Source organism: Pseudomonas sp. B23(2017), assembly GCF_002113725.1.
GTDB lineage: Bacteria > Pseudomonadota > Gammaproteobacteria > Pseudomonadales > Pseudomonadaceae > Aquipseudomonas > Aquipseudomonas putida_Z.
Window position 1 is genome coordinate 1 of record NZ_NEJM01000019.1, and the last position, 23,132, is coordinate 23,132.

At 60.0% G+C, this 23,132-nt stretch carries 15 protein-coding genes and 2 pseudogenes; 2 read left to right on the forward strand and 15 right to left on the reverse strand.

The genetic code is table 11. The annotated features are described in order from the left end of the window. Positions 1 to 97 (forward strand): annotated as a pseudogene (locus CAG46_RS24445) (GreA/GreB family elongation factor); the annotation flags it as partial. A 123-nt stretch (positions 98 to 220) separates the two neighbouring features. Here the strand turns inward: CAG46_RS24445 and gdhA are convergent. From gdhA to CAG46_RS24490, 11 genes and pseudogenes are all read right to left on the reverse strand, one after another. Next, complete coding sequence (gene gdhA / locus CAG46_RS24450) at positions 221 to 1,561, reverse strand: NADP-specific glutamate dehydrogenase (RefSeq protein ID WP_015268894.1); 1,341 nt, start codon at positions 1,559 to 1,561, stop codon at positions 221 to 223. A gap of 316 nt (positions 1,562 to 1,877) precedes the next feature. Next, positions 1,878 to 3,545 (reverse strand): energy-dependent translational throttle protein EttA, encoded by a 1,668-nt coding sequence (gene ettA, locus CAG46_RS24455; RefSeq protein WP_015268893.1) that lies wholly within the window; start codon positions 3,543 to 3,545, stop codon positions 1,878 to 1,880. Positions 3,546 to 4,377: 832 nt separating this feature from the next. Further along, a complete protein-coding gene (locus CAG46_RS24460) occupies positions 4,378 to 4,632 on the reverse strand; it encodes a MafI family immunity protein (protein ID WP_075043697.1) in 255 nt (84 codons plus the stop codon). 57 nt (positions 4,633 to 4,689) lie between these two features. Next, entirely contained in the window at positions 4,690 to 5,241 is a 552-nt protein-coding gene (locus CAG46_RS24465) for a hypothetical protein (RefSeq protein ID WP_085618659.1), read from the reverse strand. Beyond that, positions 5,241 to 5,408, reverse strand: a complete 168-nt coding sequence (locus CAG46_RS28795; protein ID WP_158090807.1) for a hypothetical protein — start codon at positions 5,406 to 5,408, stop codon at positions 5,241 to 5,243. Before CAG46_RS28795 ends, CAG46_RS24465 begins: the two co-directional genes overlap by 1 nt. Before the next feature lie 144 nt (positions 5,409 to 5,552). Next, entirely contained in the window at positions 5,553 to 5,765 is a 213-nt protein-coding gene (locus CAG46_RS28610; RefSeq protein ID WP_143493505.1) for a hypothetical protein, read from the reverse strand. A 275-nt stretch (positions 5,766 to 6,040) separates the two neighbouring features. After that, positions 6,041 to 6,370, reverse strand: coding sequence for a hypothetical protein (locus CAG46_RS24470; RefSeq protein WP_085618661.1), 330 nt, complete (start codon positions 6,368 to 6,370; stop codon positions 6,041 to 6,043). Then, entirely contained in the window at positions 6,370 to 6,684 is a 315-nt protein-coding gene (locus CAG46_RS24475) for a DNA/RNA non-specific endonuclease (RefSeq protein ID WP_080958505.1), read from the reverse strand. Before CAG46_RS24475 ends, CAG46_RS24470 begins: the two co-directional genes overlap by 1 nt. Further along, positions 6,617 to 7,233: pseudogene (locus CAG46_RS24480) on the reverse strand (IS5 family transposase); the annotation flags it as partial. The gene CAG46_RS24475 and the pseudogene CAG46_RS24480, both read right to left, overlap by 68 nt. Then, entirely contained in the window at positions 7,211 to 7,516 is a 306-nt protein-coding gene (locus tag CAG46_RS24485) for a phage integrase N-terminal SAM-like domain-containing protein (RefSeq protein WP_256575138.1), read from the reverse strand. The pseudogene CAG46_RS24480 and the gene CAG46_RS24485, both read right to left, overlap by 23 nt. A gap of 100 nt (positions 7,517 to 7,616) precedes the next feature. Further along, positions 7,617 to 8,447 carry a hypothetical protein gene (locus CAG46_RS24490; RefSeq protein WP_046616159.1) on the reverse strand — a complete coding sequence of 277 codons (831 nt, stop codon included), beginning with the start codon at positions 8,445 to 8,447 and terminating at the stop codon, positions 7,617 to 7,619. Between CAG46_RS24490 and CAG46_RS24495 the strand changes: the two genes are divergently transcribed. Then, positions 8,431 to 8,718 carry a helix-turn-helix domain-containing protein gene (locus CAG46_RS24495; protein ID WP_200900017.1) on the forward strand — a complete coding sequence of 96 codons (288 nt, stop codon included), beginning with the start codon at positions 8,431 to 8,433 and terminating at the stop codon, positions 8,716 to 8,718. The genes CAG46_RS24490 and CAG46_RS24495 overlap by 17 nt on opposite strands. A gap of 49 nt (positions 8,719 to 8,767) precedes the next feature. Here the strand turns inward: CAG46_RS24495 and CAG46_RS24500 are convergent, their stop codons facing one another. The 4 genes from CAG46_RS24500 to CAG46_RS24515 form a co-directional block, all read right to left on the reverse strand. Beyond that, on the reverse strand, positions 8,768 to 9,229 hold the full coding sequence (locus CAG46_RS24500) for an SMI1/KNR4 family protein (protein WP_046616161.1): 462 nt from the start codon (positions 9,227 to 9,229) through the stop codon (positions 8,768 to 8,770). Positions 9,230 to 9,231: 2 nt separating this feature from the next. Next, on the reverse strand, positions 9,232 to 9,462 hold the full coding sequence (locus CAG46_RS24505; RefSeq protein ID WP_256575139.1) for an HNH/ENDO VII family nuclease: 231 nt from the start codon (positions 9,460 to 9,462) through the stop codon (positions 9,232 to 9,234). A 196-nt stretch (positions 9,463 to 9,658) separates the two neighbouring features. Beyond that, complete coding sequence (locus tag CAG46_RS24510) at positions 9,659 to 10,033, reverse strand: barstar family protein (protein WP_025337627.1); 375 nt, start codon at positions 10,031 to 10,033, stop codon at positions 9,659 to 9,661. Between the two features lie 14 nt (positions 10,034 to 10,047). Further along, positions 10,048 to 23,118, reverse strand: a complete 13,071-nt coding sequence (locus CAG46_RS24515) for a hemagglutinin repeat-containing protein (protein ID WP_085618664.1) — start codon at positions 23,116 to 23,118, stop codon at positions 10,048 to 10,050. Between the last annotated feature and the right edge of the window lie 14 nt (positions 23,119 to 23,132).

Below are 23,132 nucleotides of genomic sequence, written 5' to 3' on the forward strand. Positions count from 1 at the left end.
GGCTTTGCTCGGGGCGGGGCCTGGGGATGAGGTGGTCTGGCGGCGGCCGGTGGGGGAGCAGGTGATCGAAGTGGTTGAGATTTTGGGTGAAGGTTGAGGGACCTGGGGGCTGCTTTGCAGCCCATCGCGACACAAGGCCGCTCCCACAGGAGTACGCATTTCCCTGTGGGAGCGGCCTTGTGTCGCGAAAGGGCCGCAAAGCGGCCCCAACGGCCTCGAATCAAACCACGCCCTGCGCCAGCATCGCATCAGCCACTTTCACGAAGCCTGCGATGTTCGCACCTTTGACGTAGTTGATGCTGCCATCCGCCTCTTCACCGTAATGCACGCAAGCATGGTGAATCGACTGCATGATGTTGTGCAGCTTGCTGTCCACCTCACCGGCAGTCCACAGCAGGCGCATGGCGTTCTGCGACATCTCCAGGCCCGACACGGCCACGCCGCCGGCGTTGGAGGCCTTGCCCGGGGCGTACAGGATGCCCGCTTCCAGGAAGATATCCACAGCCTCCAGGGTGGTCGGCATGTTGGCGCCTTCGGCCACGCAGATGCAGCCATTGCGCAGCAAGGTGCGGGCGTCTTCGGCGTCCAGCTCGTTCTGCGTGGCACACGGCAGGGCGATGTCGCACGGCAGGCTCCACGGGGTCTGGCCCTTGCGGAACTCCAGGCCGAACTGCGCGGCCAGTTCGCTGATGCGGCCACGCTTGACGTTCTTCAGCTCCATCACCGCATCCCACTGGGCATCGGTCAGGCCGGCTTCGGCGTACAGCGTGCCTTCGGAGTCGGACAGCGAAATCACCTTGCCGCCCAGGTCCATGACCTTGCGCGCAGCATACTGGGCCACGTTACCCGAACCGGAAATCGCCACGCGGCAGCCATCGATACGCTTGTCCTGGCGCTTGAGCATTTCCTCGGCGAAGTACACGCAGCCGTAGCCGGTGGCTTCCGGGCGGATCAGGCTGCCGCCGTAAGTCATGCCCTTGCCGGTCAGCACCGAAGTGAACTGGTTGGCCAGGCGCTTGTACTGGCCGAACATGAAGCCGATTTCGCGGGCACCCACGCCGATGTCACCGGCCGGGACGTCCAGGTCAGCGCCAATGTGGCGGTACAGCTCGCTCATGAACGCCTGGCAGAAGCGCATGACTTCGGCATCGCTCTTGCCTTTGGGGTCGAAGTCCGAGCCGCCTTTGCCGCCGCCCATGGGCAGCGAAGTGAGGGAGTTCTTGAACACCTGCTCGAAGGCCAGGAACTTGAGCACGCCCAGGTTTACCGACGGGTGGAAGCGCAGGCCGCCCTTGTACGGGCCGATGGCGCTGCTCATCTGGATGCGGTAGCCGCGGTTGACCTGCACCTTGCCCTGGTCATCGACCCAGGACACGCGGAACAGCACGGCGCGCTCGGGCTCGACCATGCGCTCCAGAATGCCGGCCTGCAGGTAATGCGGGTTGGCCTCGAGGAATGGCCACAGGCTGCGCAGCACTTCTTCCACAGCCTGGTGGAATTCAGGTTGGGCCGGGTCGCGTTGCTTCAGGCGCGCGAGGAAATTGTCGACAGATTCGATCATGGTAGACATCTCACCAAGAGGATTGGACTTATTGGTTTTTTTCAGGAATGTACCAAGAAGCAATCGCACCGGAATAGGGCGGAATGTCGTTTTTTTGAAATTATTTGGTGCGTTTTCTATAACTGTATACAAATTCGCTATCAGTGTTGGCCTCTTCGCGGGTAAACCCGCTCCCACAAAGGAGCTGCGCAAGCCCGAGAGCTATGGGCATCCCTGTGGGAGCGGGCATGCCCGCGAATGAAGTCAGCACCACTTTCCAGTCAGGCACAAAAATGGGGCCTCAAAGGGCCCCATTCTTGTGCATCAAAACACCGGCTTACTGGGCCAGCTTCTTGTGCCGTACACGGTGCGGCTGGGCAGCAGCATCGCCCAGGCGCTTCTTGCGGTCAGCTTCGTACTCGGTGTAGTTGCCCTCGAAGAACACCACGTTCGAGTCGTCTTCGTACGCCAGGATGTGGGTAGCCACACGGTCCAGGAACCAACGGTCGTGGGAAATCACGATCGCCGCGCCCGGGAAGTCCAGCAGGGCTTCTTCCAGCGAACGCAGGGTTTCGACGTCGAGGTCGTTGGACGGTTCGTCGAGCAGCAGGACGTTACCGCCCTCTTTCAGGGTCAGGGCCAGGTGCAGACGGCCACGCTCACCACCGGACAGGTCCTTGACGAACTTCTGCTGGTCGCCACCCTTGAAGTTGAAGCGGCCCACATAGGTACGCGACGGGATCTCGTAGTTGCCGATGCGGATCATGTCGGAGCCGTCGGAAACCTGCTGGAACACGGTCTTGCCGCCGTCCAGGTCCTCGCGGCTCTGGTCGACGCAGGCCAGCTGCACGGTTTCACCGATCTCGATGCTGCCCGAGTCCGGCTGTTCCTTGCCCATCAGCATGCGGAACAGGGTCGACTTACCGGCACCGTTACCACCGATCACACCGACGATGGCGCCTTTAGGCATGGAGAACGACAGGTTGTCGATCAGCACGCGGTCGCCGTAGCCCTTGGTGACGTTCTTGAACTCGATGACCTTGTCGCCCAGGCGCGGGCCGGCCGGGATGTAGATCTCGTTGGTTTCGCTGCGCTTCTGGAATTCCTGCGACTGCATTTCTTCAAAGCGCTGCAGACGGGCCTTGGACTTGGACTGGCGGGCCTTGGCGCCTTTGCGCACCCATTCCAGTTCCTCTTTCATGGCCTTCTCGTGGGCGCTCTGCTGCTTGGATTCCTGCGCCAGGCGCTCGGACTTGGCTTCCAGCCAGCCCGAGTAGTTGCCTTCGTACGGGATGCCGGCGCCGCGGTCCAGTTCCAGGATCCAGCCAGCGACGTTGTCGAGGAAGTAACGGTCGTGGGTAATGGCTACCACGGTGCCCGGGAAGTCGTGCAGGAAGCGCTCCAGCCAGGCCACCGAGTCGGCGTCCAGGTGGTTGGTCGGTTCGTCCAGCAGCAGCATGTCGGGGGCCGACAGCAGCAAGCGGCACAGGGCCACGCGGCGCTTCTCACCACCGGACAGGTGCTCGATGCGTGCGTCCCAGGCCGGCAGGCGCAGGGCGTCGGCGGCAACGTCCAGCTGGCGCTCAAGGTTGTGGCCGTCAGCGGCCTGCAGGATGGCTTCCAGCTTGGCCTGCTCGGCGGCCAGCTTGTCGAAGTCGGCATCCGGTTCGGCGTAGGCAGCATAGACCTCGTCCAGGCGCGCCTGGGCGTCCTTGATCACGCTGACCGCTTCCTCGACCACTTCGCGCACCGACTTGTTCGGGTCCAGTTGCGGTTCCTGCGGCAGGTAGCCAACGTTGATGTCGGGCATCGGACGGGCTTCGCCGTCGAATTCCTTGTCGACGCCCGCCATGATCCGCAGCAGGGTCGATTTACCGGCGCCGTTCAGGCCGAGCACGCCGATCTTGGCGCCCGGGAAGAACGACAGGGAAATGTTCTTGAGAATTTCCCGCTTCGGCGGCACGACCTTGCTCAGCCGATGCATGGTGTAGACGTATTGAGCCATTCTGGATACCCCAGTCTAAAGGTTAAGAAATACCGGGCAGCCCACGTGAATTTGACCGGGCTGCCATTGCCAAAAAATTCGTTGTCTGGCGTCGCGCTGTTAATTTGGGCTGCAAAAACGCGTAAACAGCCTTCTCGCCATGAAAATGATCCGTTGCGCAGCTGGCGAGGATTGGCCGGGGGTCTGGATGCCGTCGCTGGGTGGTGCAACGCAGTGAAGCAGCCTTTTCCGCCCTACCTCATGTTCTCGCTTCAAAAAATCGACCTCGCCATGACGCTCAGAGCCGGCAGGCTGCTCGCTCCTGTGGCGCCTGCGCCAGTCGTCGCCGCTGCCAAGCTGGCTATCATCTCAACTACGTGCGACACGCTCAACTGTTCGCCTGCTGGGTGGCAGAAAGGTAGTCATGTTCATCATTGGACAAAGGGAGGCTGAGCAAAGCGGAGTACGCCCCTCTGATATAGACCAAGACGGGGCTTGGCCTGCGGACTGAGCATCACCAGCGAAAAACGTGAATTTTTCATTGCCGTGGGCGAGCGAATTGCCCGCCTGCGCAAAGAACACGACATCACCCACACTCTGTTGCGCAGATGCTCGATGCCCTGATCGCTCAAGCCAGGCCTCCCTTCCTTCGCTGCTGGCTTTGGTCGAGGCCGGTGCCTGGATGAATATGAACTTAATCTAATTACTATATACAAATTCAATGCCAAACTTCATTTCATGACCAATTAAATTAATCTCGTCACGCCATCAACAACGCAGTTATAAACACAGGTCTTTCCGCCAATAGAGGCAACCTCACCTGCGTCTTTTGCACCAACCGACCCCTAGGTTTTTATTTCTTCAATCCCACCAAGTGCTTAAACGGTCCCTCATCTAAATCAAACCCTAGATCTGTGATAAGTCTAACTGCCTCCTGGTACTCGTCGTCCGTAATAGAAATATCAAATTCACAAATGTGATCGCATAGTATCTCAAAGGCTAGGCCTTCCTCATTGTACGCGACATAGTCCAAAGCCCCTTGGAGCAGGCCAGCTTCCAATCGGCCGTCGAATTTCTTCCCGAATTCAATAATACGATCTGCAAACATAAAATTTACCTCATTGATTAGCCGCGACGCTTCAGCGTGTAGCGCTCAAGAAAAAATCTATTTTGCAAGTTTGGCTTTCAAGACTGCCCGATCAATCATGCCATCAGTAATGCAGGGTACAAAACCAAGCCTGTCTCCCATCTCAAAGCTCTTCTTGTAACCGTTCAATCGTTCAACGTCACCAGCTATTGCCAATGCAGCTAAGTGCCGAAGGGGCATCGCGCCTTTACTGTCAGTCGGCAGACTTCTATAAACCATCAGGCCGGACTCAATATTTTGAGAGCGTGCCCAAGACATGGCTTTCTCAGACATCCTGAGAACATCATCACTAGAAAATTCAGGCAACTTCTCCGGAGGCTCATTACTAACTATTACCGGCGAATATCCGCTCCCCTCCCCCCACACAAACGCAACAGTTTCCGAGAATTCTTTGGTCGAAACCGATGGCATAAGTGACACCCGAAAATGATCCGAGCGCTTCTTCACAGACGGGATTACTTGAACTTTAACCCCATCAACATCTGTCACGCAAAAATAATCCCCGACTTCATCCTTGCTACAAACCCAGCCCTGCTCCGTCAAAATTGAAGCCACATCTTTTTCCTTCATCACTTAGCACCAGGAAAATTCATTATCTCAATAGGGATACCGTTAGGATAACCTTGATCCTTTAGTGGTACGCCTGGCGTGAGGCCAAAACTTTCGGAAACTTTCCCTCTTGGAATTGAAGCCCCATCTTTTATTTGAGGGAAAAATTCTAACTGACGAATACTCAAGTCCGCGCCACCTGTCTTAACCTCAATAATTCTCAAGGTCCCATCAGGTGCTTCGGCCACGATATCTGGCCTACAACGACCAGTTCCGCAGGAGCTACCGAATGACATTTCCTTTTCGCTGACTCTGAACCCTTGAGACGAAAGTTAATCCTTTATGTCATCCACCATATTCAAGTGATTATCATAGTGATCTTTGATGGTGACCTTCGGATCTGTTGCAGTACCTTTTGCACCGCTGGTAGCTTTGCCTAGTATCACCACCGCCGCTAACTTGACTACATCATCCCGCGTAGCACCTTTATCGACAAGATTAATGATTCCTGGCACATCCACCGGCGCCAAGGTCGAGCCGAGCAAGCCGTCCTGACGTGCCCGTTCATTGATTGCCTCTGCTGATCTGGCTGGGCCTGCGAAACATGACGGCGAACTGGGGCTCAGCGGCGCAGGATTGGAAAAGTGCGATGAATCAAATTCGCGATTTGTACGGAGATCGGTTCATCAGGCCGACCCAGTGAAAATCAGGGCCTGCCAGACGGCAGGCCGTTACCGGCTCGCACACAAAAAGGCTGACACTTCCCAAAAGCACACCACATTCAGCCTAAGCCTCTACATCTAAACTTGCCACTTAATTCTCAAGGATAAATAAAGTCGATGCAAATTTTAAATTTAATCAAGTCCAAGGCCACCTCACAGCCACTCCACGCTGGCAGTCCTCCTGTCAGTTTATTCTCAACATACCAACGACGCAACTCTATTAAAAGATCTAAAATATCTGTATTGACTCGCCCGCCTGCCGTAAACCAGGCAACGTTACCTTGTACATCAATGTAGTCATACTCATACTCACAGCTATCTAGCTCCTGGGATAGTTGTGCACGCATAATAACTTTACAGGCTCCATCGGGAGCAATCTCAAACAGAATACCCCCAATGTCATTGTAGATATCATCATCACTACGCATCAATTTCCACCCGGTGAATTTTTAAATACAATTTCTTTTGGACGAGCAATACCTATTGAATACTGCACATTAAAGCTTTCTGGCCGAACACTATTGCCAGAATAAATAGTCTCAATCTTTACGTTAACTTGCTTTCCCTCCTTGAGTGCGGACGCCCATGTATCCCCCATAGATTTCCAAGTACCTTTATTCAAGCTCCCATTCATGGGAAGGAGGTTCAACCTCTCCCCAGGTCCGTTGAATATACTAGGCTCCGTACGAAAAGAGATGTCGCAAACACCGCATGGAACAAGCCAGTGAGACCATGGCGGCATAGCTTTTCGCGAGCTTGTCGAAGCGTGTGACGATGCGGCGATTCTCTTTCAGCCAGCCAAAAATGCGTTCAATGATGTTGCGCTGTCAGTATTTGGGCCCATCAAACAGTCTGGGTAAGCCAGGCTTGGGTTTGCGCTTCATAGAGCGCATCGGGATGACGGGTTGCATACGGTACTGGTCGCAGTATCGGCGCAGCGTTTCGGCGTCGTAGCCCTTGTCGGCGAGCAACCATTTGCAGCGCTTGCGCGGGCGGCCAGGTTGGTTTGATGGAATGCTGACTTCGTCCAGCAGTGGTTGTGCGTAGCTGATGTCACTGGCTTGACCGCCAGAGAGGAGGAAGCGCAACGGTGTCCCGTTGGCGTCGCAGAGCATGTGAATCTTAGTTGTCAGGCCACCGCGACTGCGGCCTAGAGCGTGATCGGCAGGTTCGTCAGGCCCCCTTTTTTCCGAGCGCCAGATGAGGCTCGGGTTGCACGTACTGCGGTTGAGTCGATCATCCAGGTTTGCAGATCAATCAAGCCTTGCTCATTCAATCTCAGGTGAAGCCGGGTTGTACAAGATGCGATTGGTCTTGGTCAGCCACTTGAACCAGACCCGAATCGGCGTGATGCGCACCGTTTGGCTGCGGGTCGACAGCGGTTCGCCATCGGCTTTTCGATACAAAAAAAGATGACGCTGATAGCGCTCTAAAATGGGTCGGGTGATTTCCTGGGGCCGGGTAAAACCGCGTTCGTCACACCAATGGATAAACGCAATCAACAGGCTTTCGCGGTTGCCCACGGTGCGCTCGGAATAACCACGCTCACGCTGGTATTGCAGAAACTGTTTCATCTGAAAATACAGGCTGCCGGGATCGCCTAGTGGGCCAATGATTTGTTCCGAAACACGCTGTTTTTTGCTCTCGTCTTTTTTTCGGCATAACCACCTCGACTTAGACGGCGCTGGACAACGCGGAGTGGTTGTTTTGTGGATGCTGGATCAGTGGTTTTTCGTTCAGACCGACCGCTTCGGCCTCAACGCCAGAAATGGCGTGGCTTTGCGCATGGTTGAGGGTGTCCGACTGAGTACCGACCATGGCCCGACCTGAGTCCGATCGTTTTTCTGAATCCCCCGACCGAGCGGATGTGTTGTCGAGTTGGTCGGCATCGATCAGGCCCATCAAATGCGGTTGATGACCGCTTTTGCCGTCATACGTGAGGGTGTATTCATGCGCTAACCCCTTGCGGTGCGGCAGCAGGTATTCCAGTTCGGTCAGTCGGCCCAAATGGATTTTTAACTGGGTATTCCCCCAACCGGTGGCCTCGCGCACGTCCTTGCGACCAAACCGAAACTCATTCTTTTTAAGCCCCTGCGCCTGGCTTCGGGCTTCGACCCAGCCCTGCAATAACTCCAGCAAACGCCGCGTTTGCGGCGGCAGTTCGTCCAGGGTGCGCCCAAGAATGTCGTGGGCCAGCCGATTGGCCAACACGATGTCGCCCTTCGTGACCTCGATGTAAGCCAACGACTTGCCTCGGTGCTCAATGTGTTTGACCGGGCGTTGATGCTGATGCAGCAAGGCAATGCAGCGAATCAGCGTCAGGTATTTCATGTGGTCGCGCCGGGTACGGGTTTTGTCCGAAAGAAAGGTCAATTGATCGGCGAACGCCACGGTTTTGATCAGCCGCTGGGCATTCTGATGCAGGCGCGTAATCGCCTGTTTTACGGCGTCGGCCAGCAGCCAAACCCAACTGGCTGAACGGCTGGGCGTGTCCCAGCAGACCATCCAAGCCTATGAGTCCGGCAAGCGGCGTATCCAGGTAGCGGCGTTGCCGGAGCTGGCCAGGCTGCTTTCGACCACATTCGAAGAGCTGTTTGGTCAGCAGAAGGAAACCACTGTGCGTAAACGTGGGCCTGCTCCAAAATGGCAACAGCAACTGGAAGCCATCGAGCAGCTATCTAAAAGCCAACAGAAATTCGTTGCGCAGATGCTCGATGCCCTGATCGCTCAGGCCACGACCAAAGCAAGCAGCGAAGGAAAGGAGATTTTGCAGTAAGCAGATAAAACAACACCGGCGCATGGCGGGTACAGAATGAGGACACCAATCAAATATGAGCAGAAATTCGTTTATATAAAAACTCATAAAAATCTGAAGCGTAATTAACATCTTCACCAGACGGAAGTCGAAGATTCACGGGACACTCACCATCTTTAAATTTTGAATAGTCAAAGAAAAAGACTTCCCCCATATCAGTTTCGCTAATCACAAGCTTTTTGCCATCTACCAGATTATTTTTTATGCCCACAATATGCTGATAGACAATATCCCCTCCATTGATACCCTCAAAGTCCACGCCATAGATACTGTAAATTTCTTCAGTACCAATCTCGCCACCCGCATACGTCTTTAAAAACCACTTGTACGACCCTGGCAGTTCAAGCCCTAGCTGCTGCTCGGCCTTCTCAATCCAGTCATCACCCACGCAATCGGCCTGGCTACCAAAGCACACGATATCAGGATGCAGTGATACTAAATCCTCAATTTGATGCGTCGTAACTTGGCTCATTCTCAATTCCTAAAGCCTGCAGATCGTTGCCTCCAGCATTGCACCTCCCACTTATCAAAAGCTGCCCTATCAACACCAGAAGGAATTGTATTAGGGTTAATGTGAATAGTTGCGCTATTGGCTTGGTGAAAACTTTGCGTCTTTTCTGCAATAGGCCCTGACTGTGTTTGCGTCATATGGTGCAGGTTCACCGACTTGCCATCTACACCTATGGGCGCTCGACCAGAGGCCATACCCTCAACATTACTACCTGTTATGACTTTGCCACCTTCACGCCAACCAGTTTGCAAACTAGGATCAAATAAATCATTCCGCTGATAGACCTTATTCCCACTAAACTGAATAGGATCTTTTGACCAAAAATTACGTTACTGAGTAAAAACAGAGCCCGCCTCTGTAGCGTTCCCTATTCCTTTTGCACCACTTGAATTAGCTCATTAAAAGTGCCTCCACGGCACTTCGGTCAGTCGACCGGAAGAAAACCTCCAATTGATGCGCCTCATCTCGCCCCCAGTCAAGAGCCGCGTCGCGCAACACCTCCAGATAAACCTTCAGGTCATCTACTGGCACGTTTGGAGTAACTTCATGCACAAGAACCACCTTGCGGCATGGAATCCATTCAAGATCTCTCAAACAGTCGTAGAGTGCATCCCAATTGAATCCAAAATACCCTGGAAGCCATAGCTGGTAATATAGCGCGCTCAGCAGCTCTTCCGAGAGAGAAATTTTCGGATCAATACGGACATAAAAGACTTCCGCAGCGTCGAATGAAGGCGTGAGATCGGAGTACTTGAATGGCAGCATTTCCACTCCTTGTTTTATTTATTGACTGGGATAAATGTTTTGTAATGATCTGCAGTGTAGTACATCTCACCACCCTTCCCAACAACTATCCGCTGAGGCCCTGGCCCTGAAACACCTGGGGTAGGATGTACGTACTCTGTATAGTAGCCAGCAGGTTTTTGCGGCAAATCCCCGCCACGATTCTGAAATATAGACCCATCGTTTCGATGAGGGAACGAACCACCTGATTTTATCCGCTCTATGGTCGGGCCGAGATCAACAGTGCCTTGTAAAACATTTCCGGTCTTTTGATCAACGACCTTCACTCCATCAATAAAGCGGGTGGGGTCTTTTGCACCGCTGGTAGCTTTGCCTAGTATCACTACCGCCGCTAATTTTACTACATCATCCCGCGTAGCACCTTTATCGACAAGGCTAATAATCCCTGGCACATCCACCGGCGCCAAGGTCGAGCCGAGCAAGCCGTCCTGACGTGCCCGTTCATTGATTGCCTCTTCAGTTAACCCTTGCCGTCTCCATTCCGCAATCAGCTCACTCGCTCTGATCGCGTTCACATACGGATTCGCAACAACGCCCATTGGCGACCAATCGCTGCCCGACAGCGCGTAGACATCAAGGAAGCTCGCGTCCGCGTCGCTCTTCTGCGCGTCCACTACCCCCCTCATCATCGCAAGGGCGTAATCCGTTACCAGAAGGTCATATTCCGCTTTGCTCAGCCTGCCGCTCTGGTACAGCTCAACCAGCTTTTCCCCAGCCTGCTTCTCCTGCTGCCGGTACTCATCACGAATACCAACCTCGCAGCCGCCATTTCCACCACAGGCTTTATACCGCTCGTGCAACTCATCAATACTGCCAATACCGGCGGCCTTGAGCTTCTCATACAACGCCCGGCTGGCGGCATCCAGCCGTTCAACGCCGTATTTGTTCGCCAGCAGGTTGTTTTCAACCGCGTTACGGCCCGCACCGGCACCCGCGACAGCCCCAGCGCTATTACCTTCCACCAGACCACCCGAAAGCCCGGCCGCTAGCGTCGACAGCGCCGAAACGGTCTGTTTCTGCTCTTCACTGAGCGAGTTGCTGTCGCTGGTGCCATACAACTGCTGAGTGATCAGGCGGGCAACCAGTTCGCCGCCGGCCGCACCCGCTGCCCCGGCTGCCGCCGAGTTGCCCTGCGCTTGGGCGACAACGGCACCCAACACTGCGTGGGCCATGACGTTGAGTGCAGCATTGTCACCAGTGGATTTCTTGATCACCTGCGCGAGGTACGGTGCCGATGCGCCTGCCAACGCAGAACCGATATCACCACCCGCCAACCCTTGCAGTGCCGCTGTCACGGCCTGGGTCACGCGCTGGTAATCACCACTGGTGCCGTACTTACCCATGATTCGCTGGTAAGCCTCGGTGGCGACCAGTTGTTCCTGGTAAGCCTTCACCGCCTCCTTGCTTGCCCCTTCACCCGGCGCCACGATGCCGTGTGCTTCAAGTTCCGCACGCGCCTCCTGGTCAGCCTTCAGTTGCCCCTGGGTGCGGACGATGTCCGATACCTGTGTGCCGATTTCGCCAATAAGCTGCACCTGCTGCAGGCGCCGCTGTTCCTTCTCCTTGTCGAAGATCGGGCTGATGCTGTCGTTGGCATGCTCGACGTCGTGACTGAGGCTGGTCACATCCTGCTGCTGCCGGCCCGGGTCTCGGATTTCCAGCGCGCCTTCGGAAATGGCCGAAGATGTGGTGCCGCTGGCGCTGCCGCTGTGGTTGTAGGCGATCAACGTGCCGCTTGGCATGTTGCTGGTGAAGGTGTCAGCACCACCGTTGCCACCGCTGATGCTGGCGCTGGCCAACTGGCTCTTGAACTCGGCCTTGTTGGCGATATCGCTCCAGCCCAGGGTGCCGGTGCTCAGGCGGTTCTTGTCGGCGTCGGCAGTACTGGCAATGACGCTGCCGTCAAGCTGGGTGTGCTTGCCCACATCGACCTGATAACCGCCCTTGCCGGCGAACAGACCGGTCTGCTCCTGCACGCTCTGGTAGTTGGAGTCGAGCTTGGTCTTGCTGACGCTGAGACTGCCGCTTGCCCCGCCAGCACCGATGATGGTGACGCTCAACCCACCGCTGACATTGGCCTGTTTGGACTTGTAGTTGTCGGTGTCCTGCAGGCTTTGCAGCGTCAGGTCGCGCCCTACGTCGGCGGTGATTTTCGCGGCGTTGACCTGGGCCCCTTTGAGCGCCGTGTCCCGCCCGCTGAGCAGGGTCGCCTCATTGCCGGCGTCCAGTGTGGTTTCGGTCCAGGTCGTGCCGTTGCCTTTCTCGTTGCCGGCACCCTTGTTGGCATTGGCGAAGATGCTGAGACCGGCACCTTCGGAACCTACACCAATGCTGGCGCCGATGGCGCCGCCACTGCTGCTGTTCTTGCCATCGAGCTTTTGCGTATTGGCAGCAGCCTCAAGCTGGATGTCGCGTTCGGCGGACAACAGCAGGTCATTGCCGGCCTTGAGTTGACTGCCTTGTACCCGGATATCCCCGCCGCTGCCGGCCCCGTTGCCGGTGGCCACAATGCTCAGGTCGTTGCCACTGGTCAGGCTGCTGCCCTGGCCGACGGTCTGTTCCTGGGTCTGCCGCGAGCTCGACTTCTGCCCGCCCAGCGATAAGGCGATACCTACGAACTGGCCAGCATTATCCGCCGTCATGCCACCGCTCTGCTGGGCAGCCTGCCAGGCCTGAACACCGGTCAGCCCGGCCTTGATACCTTGGAGTGCAGAAAGCCGGCTGTCCTCTTCCCGGGTCGCTTGCTTGGTAGTCTGGTAAGCGGTGTCGATGGCACTGCCAACCGTACCGGACAGCGCCAGGGTCAAGCCGCTGCTCTTGCTCTTGGACGTCTGCTCGCTGGTGTTGTGGTTTTCAGCAGCAACGATCTCGACGTTCTGCCCGACCAGGGTGATGACCTTGCCGGCGACAACCTCCGACCCCTTGATACCCAGGTCCTTGCCCGCCTCGATGGTGACATTGCCCAGCACGCTGCCAATGGTGCTGGCCCTGGCGTTCTCACTGGTGCTGGTCGAGGTTTTTTCCAGGCTGGTCGAGCCCAACGTGAAGCCGATGCCTCCACTGCTGAGCAGGCCCGATTTCTTCTTCGAGCTCGAGTGGCTTTGCTCGAACGTTTCGGTCGCGCTATCGATCTGCACGTTACGGCCCGCCAGCAGGCTGGTGTCGTTGGTCGACACGATGCTGCTGCCCGACACGCCGATATCCTGCCCGGCGCGAACGACCACCGTGTCACCACTGACCGACGAGCCCTGCTGAGTGATGGCCTTCGAACTGTCGATCCGGGTCTTCTGGCTGCTGGATAGCCCGGAGTGGCTGGTCTTGGACTTGCGGTAGTAGCTGTAGTCGCTGTTCTCCTCAGCGACCAGCTGTACATCGCCACCGGCATAAAGGTAGGCCTCATCACCCGCCGTCACGCGGCTGGCGCTCAGTGCTAGGTCGTCGCCAGCCTTCAATGCCACATTGCCGCCAGCCACCACGGTGCTGCCCACCTGCTGGACATGGTCCTCCTGGCTGGTGACTTTCCGGGTCTTGCTCGCCGAGTGCTGCTCGTTGGCGGCCGCTGCCAGCTGCAGATCACCCGTCGCCGCCATGGCCACATCCCGCTTGGCCTCGATCGCACTGGCCACCGCGCTGATATCGCGCCCGGCGCTGACGCTCAGGTCACGCCCGGCCTGCACGCTCGAGCCGTTCTGGGTCACGCTGCTGTCGGTGTGGCGCACGCCGCGGTCGTTTACCACCACTTGCTCGACCGAGGTCAGCTTCACATCGCGGCCGGCCTTCAGGCTGGTGTCGGCAGCGCTGCTGAGCACGCCGCCGTTGTTGCTCAGGTCGCGCCCGGCGTTGATCGCCAGGTTGTTCGCGGCTTCCACCCGGGCGGCGTTATCGACAAAGTCGCGCTGCTGGGCGTAGCTGCCGTTGCTGCTCTGGTGTGAAGTCAAAGTGCGTTCGTTGATCACGTCACGCACGGCGGCGAGGCTGACGTCGCGCCCGGCGATGATGCCGCCGGCCTTGTTCACCAGATCGTTGCCAGCCAGCAGGTCGAGGCGGTTGCCAGCCTCGACCAGGCCGCTGTTCACCATGTTGTTGCCGGCCTTGGCCGACAGGTTGTTGCTGGCGCGCAGGGTGCCGACGTTGTCAAGGTTCTGGCCGGCGATCAGGTTGACGTCGTTGCCGGCGATCAGAGCGCCGTTGGGGGCCAGACGGTTGTTGCCGTGCGCCAGATAAAGCACTGGCACCAGCACCTGCTCGCCATTCACCTCGGCGGTTTCCAGCCAGACGATGTCATGGGTCAGCGCCGCCACCTGTTCGGAGGTGAGGCTCACGCCCACTGCCAGGTTGAGCTGTTGCTTGCTCTGGATGGCATTGTCCATCAGGTACTTGAACAGCTGTTCGTCACTGTTCTGGCCATCGATAAAGCGTTGCCCGGTGCGGGCGACCACGGCCTGCTGGATCAGCTTCTGCTCGTAGAAGCCATCGCCCAGGCGCTTGGCACTTTCATCCGGGTCGTAGCCAAGGTTCGCCAGCAGGTAGTCGGAGCTCATGAACTGCTTCAGGTCGGTGAGCACCGGGTTGGTTTCGATCAGATACTTGTGCGGGTTGCTGCGCACGCTGCTGTCGGGCAGCCCTTGCACGCGCTCGATGGTGAGCGGGCCTTGGCCGTTGAGCGTGGAGGCCTGGCTGATGCGGTCGTCCACCGCCGAGCGGCCGGGCAGCGCGGGGCTACCGGCGTTCCCGGGCAGGCTGGTGTCGACGGCGCTGGCACTACCGGCGACGTTCGCCTGGGTGCGGTCGGCCGTATTCAGCGTGGTGCTGCTGCCTGCCGCTTGGTCGGCACCGCGGATGCTGACCGTGCGCCCCTGGGCCAGCGGCAAGGGTTGCTGGCGCTGCGCGACGCTCAGGCTGGCGCCGCCCATGCTCCAGCTTTGCGGGCCGCTGGCGGTCGTGCTGCCGGCCTCGCTGCTCAGGCGGAACAAGCCGTTCTGCCCAGTGGGCAGGCTGAAGCCGGGCAGCGCCAGCGGGTTGACCTGTTGTTGGGCGAGGTCCGGCGGCAGCTGCTGGTTGAGTGTGATGCGGGTGGAGAACGCCGTACCGGGTGCGGTGGTATCGGTACGCGCGCCGCTACCGATGTAGGCGTAACCCGGGCGCACGACGCTGTTGTCGATGCCGTTGCCGGCGGTGATGTTCACCGCGCCATTGGCCTGCATGATGGCGGCATAGCTTTGGTCGCCTGCCGCCAGTTTGCGGGTGCTGCCAAGGCTCACCAGCTCCGCTTCGGTCATGCCGATGAACCTGGCCAGGTCAGCTTGCAAGCCACCCAGGTTGGCAGGGTCGTAACCAGCGCTCTCGTACCAGTACTTGCTGGTGATCGAGCTGGCCAGCTGGTACCAGGCCCCGGCGTTGCGGGTACGTTCGGAACGGAAGATGCGGGTGGTTTCGGTCTCGCCGGTTTCCACACCGCTGTTGATCAGGTTGTCGACGCTGGCCACCAGGTTACCGGCAGCGGCGATGGTGCTGCTGCTGTTGAGCAGGTCGCCGCCCCGGATGGTCAGGTTGCCGCCGGTGGTGATGCTGGAGGCGGCACTGGCGTCGGTCACCTCGAACTTGTCACGCTGGACGATCTCCCAGACGTGGTTGCGTTTGCCGCCGCAGTCGCCGGCGTTGTAGCCCTCGATGCAGGCCACCTCGCCAACGCGGGCGGTGTAGAGGCCCTTGTTGTCGGTCTGCAGCACCGCCCGCACGTTCTGAATGGTGCTCGCTGCCAGGCTCATCGACAGGTCGCTCTGCAGCGAGCCGGAACGGTTCACGATGCTGTTGGCCAAGCCGCCCTGGCCATCCCGGTCGATGGTCAGGGCGCCCAGGCTGTAGACGTCGGCATAGCTGTTGGTCAGGCTGGCGACCCGCAGGCCCATATCCCTGCCGCTGAAAATCAGGCCCTGGTCGCTGTTGACCAGGGCGCCGGTAGTCACGCTCAGCGCTTCGCCGGCACCCAGCGTGCCTTGGTTGTTGACGCCGCCTGCCACGAGGGAAAGGCCGGTAGCAGACGTCAGGCGGCCGGCATTGTTCAACTGCCCGACTACCGAGAGGCTGGTGGTGCCACCGCTGGCGATGCTGCCGGTGTTGCTCAGGTTGACCTGTGCGGCGCTCAGGCCAAGGTCGCCACGGCTGCTCAGGCGGCCGTTGCCGGCGTAGGTGCCAGCCAGATCGAGGCTGAGGCTGCCGTCACTGGCGATCAGGCCGTCGTTGCTCCAGTCGCTGCCGCTGCCGACCAGCGCTTCGCTGGCCAGCAACTGGCCGTTGGCGGTCTGGCTGAAGTTGCCGACATTGAGCGTCAGGCGCCCGGCCTGGATAACGTTGCTGTTGCTCCAGCTGTCAGCGTTGAGGGTGAGGCCGCCCCGGGTGACGATACTACCGCCGGCGCCCGTGACATTGGCTGTGCTGATGTCGAAATTGCCGCTGCCCACGTGCAGCAGGCTGCCGCCAGCGTTGAGGAAACTGCCAACGCCGAGGCTGAGGTCGCTGTTGGCGGTTTCCAGCGTGCCGTTGCGGTTGTCGAACGGGCCGCCGATCTGCAGGCGGGTGGCGCCGCTTGTGCCCAAGGCACGCAACTGGCCGGTCTGGTTGTCGAGGCTGGCCGCCTTGATGGCCAGGGTACTGTCGCTTTCAATGATGCCCAGGCGGTTGTTCAGCGCACCGCTGAGGCCCAGGTCGATGCGTTGGCCGGCGATCTGGCCATCGTTGTCGCCGCTGTTGTCGAAGTTGCCACCTGTGACCTTGACCAGCCCTTGGGCATAAAGGCCGCCGTTGCGGTTGTCGAAATCGGCGGTGCTGACCAAGGCATCACCAGCTTGTGCAGCAATTCGCCCGCCATAGTTGTCGATGCCACCCAGTACCTTGAGGTCGAGGGCCTGGGCCTGCGTGACGCCACCCTGGCGGTTGTTGTTCAGGTCATAACCGTTGTTCAGCACACCGCGCAGGTCGGCGACCAACTTGCCTTGCAGGCTGGAAAGCACGCCGCCACGGTTGTCCAGGTTGCCGGCCGTGACGTCGAGGTTGCCAGCGTCGGCCAGGATACGGCCACTCTGGTTGTCGACATCACCGGTCACCAGTTGCAAGGCACCCTGGCTCTGCAAAGTGCCCTTGGTGTTGCCAAAGCTGGCGGCACGCACATCGGCGCCGCCGTTCTGGCTGTAGATCAGGCCGTCGGCGCTGTTGAGCAGCTGGCCGTCAACGGCCAGGGTCAGTTGCTGGCTAGCCGCCACGGTACCGCGATTGCGGTTGTCCAGGCTGCTGGCGAACAGGCTCAGCAGGCCCTGACTGGCGATCTGGCCACCCTGGTTGTCGATTTGCGTGGCATTGTCGATGCGCAGGGGGCCGGCGCTGGCAAGCTTGCCGTTCTTGTTGGCAAGGGCGCCGAGCAGCTTGAGGGTGACGGCCGCATTGCCAATCAGGCTGCCGGCGCTGTTGTCCAGGCTACCGGCATTCACATCGAGTGCCTGACGGGCGCTGATGCTGCCGGCGCCGTTGCCCAGCGCCATGGCGTTGAGGGCCAGCGCCGCGCCGCTGTCGATCAGGCCACCCTGGCCGTTGTTCAGCAGCCCGCTGATGGTCAGGCGCTGCGCGCCGCCACTGGACAGGATGCCGGCACCACTGTTGTCGAGGTTCGCCGCTGCCACGTTCAGGGTTTGCTGGCTGACCAGCGCACCACCAGCGCTGTTCTGCAGGTCGCCGCTGACTGCGGCGTCCAACGCGCCATCGCGGCTGGACAGGGTGCCCTGGTTGCGGTTGTCGAGGCTGCCCAGATTTACGCCCAGGCCCCGCCAGCCCGAGACCAGTCCGCCCTGGTTCAGCAGGCGCTGGGCGGTGACATTCAGCTGGCCGCTGCTGATCAGCTTGCCAGCGCTGTTGTCCAGGGCACGGCCGGCCAGGGCAAGGTCCTGCCGCGAGGAAATTTCACCGCCGCGGTTGCTCAGGTCGCGCAGGCGGTCGAGGGCCAGCGGGCCATCGGTGGTGATCAGGCCACCATCGTTGTTCAGGTCGCCAGTGGCACTGCCGAAATCGATGCGAATGGCGTTGCCCAACAGCGAGCCTGCCTGGTTGTCGACAGCGCGGGCTGCAATGTCCAGCAGGCCAGCGGCGTTGATCAGGCCTTGCTGGCTGTTGTTCAGGCTGTCGGCCAACTGCAGGTCGAGGCCACCACGGCTGGTCAGCGTGCCACCGGTATTGTCCAGGCTTGCAGCACGGGTATGCAGGGTTTCGGCAGCGACCAGGCCTTTGATGTTTTGCAAGGCCTGGTCGATACGCAGGGTCAGCGCCTGATTGCTCAGCACCTTGCCGCTGCTGTTGTCCAGGCTGCGAGCAGCCAGGGTGAAGGTCTGGGCCGAGGAGATCTCGCCGCCCTGGTTGTTCACCCCATCGAGGTTCTTCAGTACCAGCATCGGGGCGTTGATCAGCCCGTGGCGGTTATCCAGCTGGCCATGGTTGAGGTCCAGGGTCAATGCGCTGTTGCTGAACAGCTGTCCACCTTGCTGGTCAAGGCCGCTGGCGTTGACCAACAGGGCGCCGTCGCTGGCAATTCGGCCGCCATCGCGGTTGCTCATCTGGCCGGTGATCAGGCCCAGGCTGGCGCCGCTTTCGATCCGGCCTTTGCGGCTGTTGTCGAGACTGTCGGCGTCGATGCTGGCCGGTCCCTTGGCGCTGATGGTTCCCTGGTCGGTGTTGGTGACCTGGCCCGCGCTCAGTTGCAGCGCTGCATCGGTGACCAATTCCCCGCCCTGGTTGAGGACGTTGCCGGTGTGCTTGAGGGTCATCGCCCCCGCGCTGGAAACACTGCCGCCGCGGTTGTCGAGTGCGTTGCTCGCCAGGCCCAAGCTACCTTCGGCACTGATCAGGCCCTGACGGTTGTCGAGTGCGCCTTGTAGCGTGGCATCGATGGCGTGCTGGCTGAGCAGCAGGCCGCCGACGTTGTCCAGGCTGTTACCGGTCAAGCCCAGGCCGGCCTTGCCCGAGAGCATGCCTTTGCTACGGTTGATCACCTCGGCGACGGCGACTTGCAGGTTGCCGTCGGCCAGCACCTTGCCGCCGTCACTGTTGTCCAGGCGGGTACCGCCGAGGATGACGTCCGCCTTGCTCGACAGCTCCCCGGCGCGGTTGTCTACCACCGCCACCTGCAAGTCCAGGCCCTGGCTCGAACCGATCAGGCCACCCTGGCGGTTGTCGAGCTGGTCACCGGACAGTTTCAGGTACCCAGAGGCAACCAGCACACCGGCCTGGTTATCGAGGGTGCCAATTCGCGCTTGCAACTCGCCCGCAGCGGAAACCTGCCCCTGCTGGTTCAGCAGGCTGCCGGCCTGCATGTGCAGGCGATCATCTGCGATCAGCGTACCACCCTGATTGCGCAGTTCGCCGTCGACGGCCAGGTCCAGGCCGGCGCGGCTGCTGATCAAGCCCAGGCTGTTGTCCAGGCTGGCGCTGCGCAGGTTCAGGCCATTGGCCGCTACCAGGCCCTTGAGGTTGTTAAGTGCCTGGTCGATGCGCAGGGTCAGGCCTTGCTGGCCGATCAGCCGGCCGTTGCTGTTGTCCAGGCTGCGTGCTGCCAGGGTGAATGCTTGGGCACTGGAGATTTCGCCTTGCTGGTTATCCACCTTGGCAAGGTTGTTAAGCACCAGCAGCGGCGCGTTGATCAGCCCCTGTCGGTTGCGCAGCTGGCCGTGGTTCAGGTCGAGGGTCAGCGCAGTTTTGCTGAACAGTTGGCCACCGTCCTGAGCGAGGCCGGTGACGCTGGCGACCAGCGCCTTTTCACTGGCGATGCGGCTGCCCTGGCCGTTATTGAGCTGGCCGGCCTCAAGGTCGAGGCGGTCGCCACTGACCAGTTGCGCGCCCTCGCCGTTGTCGAAGGTGCCGGTAACGACCTTGGCCGCGCCCTTGCTGCTGAGCAAGCCGGCCTGGCCGTTGTCGAGGCTTTGGCTGGTCAGCGCCAGACCGGCGTCGGTAGTGATCGAGCCGTTGCGGTTGAGCAGCGTGCCGGCGCTGGTCAGCGAAAGGCCGGCAGCGCTGGAGAGCTTGCCGCTGCTGTTGTCCAGCTTGCCGACGGTAACGCCCAGGCGCCCTTCGGCACTGATCAGTCCCTGCTGGTTGGTTAACCCGCCAACCAGGCCAACGTCCAGGTCGCCACCACTGACCAGACGCCCTTGGCCGTTGTCCAGCTGCTGGCCGCTTAGGGTCAGCGGCCCGGTGGCCGACAGCAGGCCCAGGTTGCGGTTGAGCACCTCGGTCATCTGCAGTTGCAGGGCGCTGCCGGCCAGGACCTTGCCGCTGTCGCTGTTGTCCAGGCGGGTGCCTTGCATGGCCAACGCCTTGGTGGTGGAGATTTCTCCGCCACGGTTGTCGATTTCGGCAACATTCAGCCGTAACGCGCTGGTGCCACCGATCAAGCCTTTGGCGCGGTTGTCCAGGTAGCTGCCGGCCAGCAACAGGTCGCCCTGGGCAACCAGCTCGCCACCTTGGTTGATCATTTGCCCGAACTGGGCCAGCAGTGTGCGCTGGCTGGAAATACGACCGCCGCTATTGTCCAGGCTGCCGGCTTGCAGGCGCACCGGCCCGGCGGCGCTTAGCAGGCCACCACGGTTGTCCAGTTGCAAACCCTTGTAGCTGAGTGCGGCCAGGCTGTTCAGCAGCCCTTGCTGGCGGTTGTCCAGTTGCTCGACATTCAGGCTCGCCTGCTGGCCGGCGCGCAGTTTGCCGGCACGGTTGTCGAGTTTGGCCGCGCGCAGGTCGATGTTGCCTTTGGCGCTGATCTCGCCTTGCTGGTTGTCCAGCAAGCGGGTGACCTCGGCGCTCAGGCCCGCGTCGCTGACCAGGTTGCCGGCCTCGCGGTTGTCCAGGCTGGCGGCCTGCAGGTGGACGCCCCCGGCCGATCCGAGCAGGCCTCGGCGATTGTCCAGGGCGTCGCCCAGCGCTACCTGCAAGGCCGCATCGCCGGTGACCTGGCCACCGCGGTTGTCGAGGCTGCCACCTTTGAGGGTGGTGGTACCGACGCTGGAAATCTCGCCTGACTGGTTGTTGCTGTTACCGGTCACTTGCAGCGCCAGGTCGGCACGGCTGGTCAGGGTACCCGCATGGTTATCCAGGCTGGCGGCACGCACATTGATGCCGTTAGCGGAAACCAGCCCGCCGTCGTTGTTCAGTGCCTGGTCCAGATGCAGGCTCAGGTTCTGGTTGCCGAGCAGCTTGCCAAGGCTGTTGTCGAGACTGCGCGCCACCAGCGCAAACGCTTGGGCGCTGGAGATTTCGCCCTTGTGGTTATCCACCGTGTCGAGGTTGTTCAGGGTCAGGCTTGGCGCATTGATCAGGCCACCCTGATTGTTCAGGTGGCCTTTGTTCAGGTTCAGGCTCAGCTCGCTGACGCTGGTCAGGCTGCCGCCGTTGTGCTGGTCGAGGCCCGTGACACTGGCGCTTAGTGCCTGGTTGCTGGCAATGCGCCCGCTGTCGCTATTGTTTACCTGGCCAGCGTTGAGGTTCAGGGTCTGCAGACTGGTCAGCTGGCCACCACGGTTATCCACCGCGCCGCTGGCCGTCAGAGCCAGGTGTTGGCCCGCGCGCACGCTGCCGGCGGCGTTGTCCAGCTGGCCAACCTTGGCGTTCACGCTGGCGCCGTCGATCAGCCCGCCTTGGGCATTGTTCAGGCGTGAGGCTGTGAGGTCCGCCTGGCCGCTGCTGAGCAGCCTGCCGGCGTTGCGATTGTCGAGGGTATCGGCGCTTGCGCTGAGGCGAGACCGGGCGCCGAGCGTACCGCCCTGGTTGTTCAGGCTTTGCTGCGCCGTGACGCTGAGATCGCGGCTGGCCACCACGGTGTTGCCATGGTTATCGATGTGCCTGGCGTTCAGGCGTGCGTCGCCGGTGGTATTGCGGCTGTTGTCGGCGTTGACGCCCGCTTCGATGATGCCTTGGTTGCTCAGCCGCCCTGCGCTGTCCAGGCTGATGCGTTGACCGGCAGCGAGCGACTGGCGATTGTTCAGGTCGCCCTGGGTGCGCACTTTCAGTTCGTTGCCGGCATATACCCCGCCCTGGGCATCGAGCTGGCTGGCCGTGATCGCCACCGAGCCCTTGGCTGCGGTGGCCTCGGCCATGCGCAGCTGGCCGTTGGCATCTAGTTGGATATCGCCGCCGCTGGCAATCAGCTTGCCGTCGAGCTTCACCCCCACGCCGGCTTCGGTACCTACCAGCTTGATGGTGTTGGCGTACATGCCGCCCAGTGCCGAGGAATCGATGGCCAACTGCGGCGCCTGGGCCGAGTCGGCGGCACGTGCGGTGGCGGCCAGGCTCTGCGCATCTACGTCGTTGCTGCCGGCGACCACCGCCAGCTGGCGGGCCTGGATCTGGGCGTTGATTCTGGCGCTGCGGGTGATGATCTCGAACTGGTCGATGTTGCTGGCATTGAGCCCGGCGCCTTCGATGGCGACACTGCCTTGCTCCACCTGATAGCGCTGCAGTTGCCCATTTTCGACTACCGGCTTGCCGGTCGTCAGCGTGGCCCTGGGCGTATTGATGAAGCCGCAGCCGTTGCAGGTTACGCCATAGGGGTTGGCGACAATGACATGCGCCGACTGCCCGGCCACCTCGGTGTAACCCTTGAGCTGGCTCGGGTTGCCACCATTGACCTCGTTGAGGATGGTGCTGGCCGCACGGCCGCCCAGGTTGCTGTTGCCGAGAACGATGCCGCCCAGCTGGGTGGCCTGGGTGCGGCCGGTGGCGTTGTTGAGGATTACGCCTTGCTGGCCGACGTTGTAGTCACTGAACTTGTTGTGCGACAGCCCAGCGCCGCTGGGTGCAGCGATATTGACAATGGGCACGCCGTTGCCTGCCTGCCCGAGGCTGGTGCCACTGCCGTTGACCACGATGCCGTCGGCCATGGCCACCAGCGGCTGCCAGAACATCATGTTGGCCAGCATGAAAGCCAGCCCACGCTTGGACAGGCCCCAGAAGGTGCGGCGTGTTTGCAGGGCAGCCGAAGGCTGACGGGCCAGGAAGGCGAATTGACGAACGTCCATGTCGGTACTCGGGA